The sequence below is a fragment of the Polaromonas sp. P3_C2 genome, assembly GCF_056402675.1.
On record NZ_JBFUGX010000458.1, the window covers coordinates 1 to 3389 of the forward strand.

A 3389-nucleotide genomic window follows, 5' to 3' on the forward strand; every position below is an offset into this window, starting at 1 on the left:
GTACTGCTCCGTGGCATCAAACCAATACAGCATGCGCGCTTCAAGTTGCTGCGCGGCTGGTTTGTCCACAGCGGCGAGGTAGGCTTCAATCGCCAGGTAGTAACGCATGGTGTTGCGCTCTACCGCTCCACGCATTCCGCCTACATGCGTCATGTTCTGGTCTTGCCGTATTGGAGTGAATCCCACTTTTCCACTGCCCACGGTGGCAAGGTAGCCCTGCATGGCCAGGYGGCTGGTGATGCCGTAGCCATAGGAATAACCCAAATGAATAAAGGTTTTTCCACCAGGCAGTGGAACCGCCTGCAGTTCGATTCGGTAATTGCTGGTTCCCAGCGGACCTTTGTCGGCGTTGAGTTGGGCACCCAGATAGTCGGAAGAGCTGGCAACCAGCCGATAGTTGAATTGCAACACGAATGCGTCTTCCAGCTGCTGGGCGGTTTTTTTGCCGATGTTCATTTTCWGAGTGCTGGGGCTGCTGTCCGAACTGGCGTGGCAGTATTTGGTGTTGATGTGGAGCATCAGCATTTCGCACCAGCGATTGGGACTTTTGAACGTGGCGCTAACCGTATTGAAAGGGGAATTCAGTACAGCGTATGCACTTCCACTGACCGTGTTGGTACCTTCTGAAGACTCCAGAAAAAGCGGCCTGTGGTAGGCGTTCTGCGCTAGCTGCCCTGCCAATGCCATGTGCTTTTCCAGCAGGGCTGCGGCGTGGGGTTCCGCCGAAACAGCGGGAGCTTGCTGTGCTTGCGCGGCAGCCGGCAGCAGGTATGTGCCCAATGCCAGGCAACAGGTGACCACGAGGGTTTGAATGTTGCTCATGGTCTCAGTGTGCCAGTGAAAAACAGGCAATTGGGCCATACGCTCCATCGTCCTACATTTATCGCCGAAAGAAGGAGGAAGGGAGGGAACGGGAGCCCAAAAGGATTTGGTCAGGCTTGTACCGCCTCGGCCAGCCTGTCCGGCGTTGTTGGGGATGTTTCAAATAGCAGCGCGATCCGATTTTCCGTACGGGTCAGGCGCACGGCTTCCCGCAGCGCCAATGCTTCCAGGTCATGCCATTCAAGTTGCCGATACGACGACTTCTCAGGCACCCGCGCAGGCGTGGACGCATTCGGCTCATTCAATGAAGCCTGAACGGAAAAGAAACCATCGGTGAATTCAGTTTCCATGAGCAGTGCCCTGGGTCCGGTGGCCGTGTCGGTCAGGGTAATGATCGCGGCCGTTAACACATTGCGCAGCGCCGACTGGGACAGCTCGACATCGGCCTGGCTGGTGTTGTCGACAATGGAAATGCCCTTGAACGAGAGCTGGGTTGCCACCATGCCCAGACACTCCGCAATGCCTTTTCCGGCTTTGACTGACTTGTTTTCCCGAGGGGCAAGCCAGCCCATCAACTCAACACAGGATGCACCCGCCTCTTTGGACAACGTCACGATGTCGCGTGCATTTCGCAGCAGCGTTTCCGGATCTGTGTCTGCTTTTTGGAGTCGCCTTTCCAGCATGGCCGCAACCATGGCAATCGGCTGCAGCGTTCCCGCCATATTGTGACGGATCACAGGCGCGAGCCGCCGCAAGAGTGCGTATTGCGCCGCCTCCGTCACGCATCTTTCCAATGCCGTTTCCTGGATTGATGTGCTGTGGAATTGAACATTCATGGTGATGGTGCCGTCGAAAATGCTCCAGAAAACTGCAGGGTTGGCTGCAGGGCCGCGCCGTTTTTTGAATACATCTTGCTGCGATATTTTCAAGGCGTAACTTCAAAATATACAGCGTTAGAAGGGAGTGGTATGTAAGCCAAAACCTACAGATGAAAGGTTGTGACAGGCATGCTGCAAATTGCCGCGCCCTTCGGTAAATAGTGAGGGCTTTGTGTTGTCATTCTGAATGTTCGCGAGTAATCTCGTCAGCCGTTTCTACAAAACGTTACCTTCAATACAGGATGAATGATATGGAGGCACTAGCCAMGCTGGCCGTGGTGGAGCGCGACACCGAACTCAAGTTCATTCTCAAATCCCTCAGCGCGCTACGGCGGGGCGAACTCGCAGTCACACTCCCGACGGAATGGGAGGGCGTCTACGGAAAGATCGCCGCTGAATTCAATCAGCTGTCGGCTATGACGGCGGCGACCACCAGCCGCTGCAAGGGACTTGCTACCAAATCCCGCTCTGCTGCGCGAGTGAGTCGCCGTCTGCCGGAAGAAAAACTATCCGGCTTCTGGCTGGAAAACGCTGTCGCGATTAACACCGTGCTTGATGACGCCGATACGGCAGCGGACCAGACAAAAATTATTCTCGCAGCGTTGACCGACCTTAAGAAGGGCGATGTGCATGCGTCGTTGCCGCAGGACTGGACGGGTGTACCGGGCAAGGTTGCAGATGCATTTAACGATGTCGTTTCCGAGAACGTCCGGATGGCGCGAGAACTGGAGCGATTGAGCCGGGTGGTCGGAAAGGAGGGCCGCTTGAAAGAGCGCGCATTCGTGCCCGATGCCTCCGGCTTCTGGCGCGACTCTGCCGAGTCCATCAATTCCCTGATAGCGGATCTGGTTCATCCGACCAGCGAAGTGGCGCGTGTGATTGGTGCCGTCGCCCAGGGCGATCTCTCCAAGAGCATGGCCCTCGAAGCAGAAGGCAAGGCGCTGGAAGGCGAGTTCCTGCGTACGGCCATGATCATCAACAAGATGGTGGAGCAGCTCGGAACCTTCTCGGCCGAGGTGACGCGTGTGGCGCGCGAGGTGGGTACYGAAGGCAARCTGGGCGGSCAGGCCGAYGTGCARGGTGTWGCCGGTACSTGGAARGAYTTGACCGATTCGGTCAACTCCATGGGCTCCAACCTGACGGCRCAGGTGCGCAACATTGCCGAGGTGACRACSGCCGTGGCRGCCGGTGACYTKTCSAAGAAGATCACGGTGGACGTGAAGGGCGARATYCTSGAGYTMAAGAACACCATCAACACCATGGTGGATCAGYTGCGRTCRTTTGCCTCKGAAGTGACGCGGGTGGCGCGCGAGGTGGGTACCGAAGGCAAGCTGGGCGGGCAGGCCGATGTGCAAGGTGTGGCCGGTACCTGGAAGGATCTGACCGACAACGTGAACTTCATGGCCGGTAACCTGACATCACAGGTGCGCAACATCGCCGACGTGACCAAAGCTGTGGCTGCCGGTGACCTTTCCAARAAGATCACGGTGGACGTGAAGGGYGARATYCTCGARCTCAAGRMCACCATCAACACCATGGTGGAYCAGCTCTCGTCTTTTGCTTCTGAAGTGACGCGGGTGGCACGAGAAGTGGGCACCGAGGGCAAACTGGGCGGCCAGGCCGACGTGCARGGTGTWGCCGGCACGTGGAAAGATTTGACCGATTCGGTCAACTCCATGGGCTCCAACC

Annotated in this window: 3 protein-coding genes; 1 reads left to right on the plus strand and 2 read right to left on the minus strand. The window is 57.0% G+C overall.

The annotated features are described in order from the left end of the window. Positions 1-822: hypothetical protein (locus AC1DWI_RS17125; protein WP_477725280.1), on the minus strand; the 822-nt coding region annotated here is incomplete at its 3' end. A gap of 110 nt (positions 823-932) precedes the next feature. After that, the gene (locus AC1DWI_RS17130) at positions 933-1751 is read right to left on the minus strand and encodes a hypothetical protein (RefSeq protein WP_477671630.1); all 819 of its coding nucleotides are present in this window, start codon (positions 1749-1751) and stop codon (positions 933-935) included. A gap of 200 nt (positions 1752-1951) precedes the next feature. On the opposite strand from AC1DWI_RS17130, the gene AC1DWI_RS17135 reads away from it, so the two are divergent. Further along, a partial coding sequence (locus AC1DWI_RS17135) for a HAMP domain-containing protein (RefSeq protein WP_477725281.1) occupies positions 1952-3389 on the plus strand: 1438 nt, incomplete at its 3' end.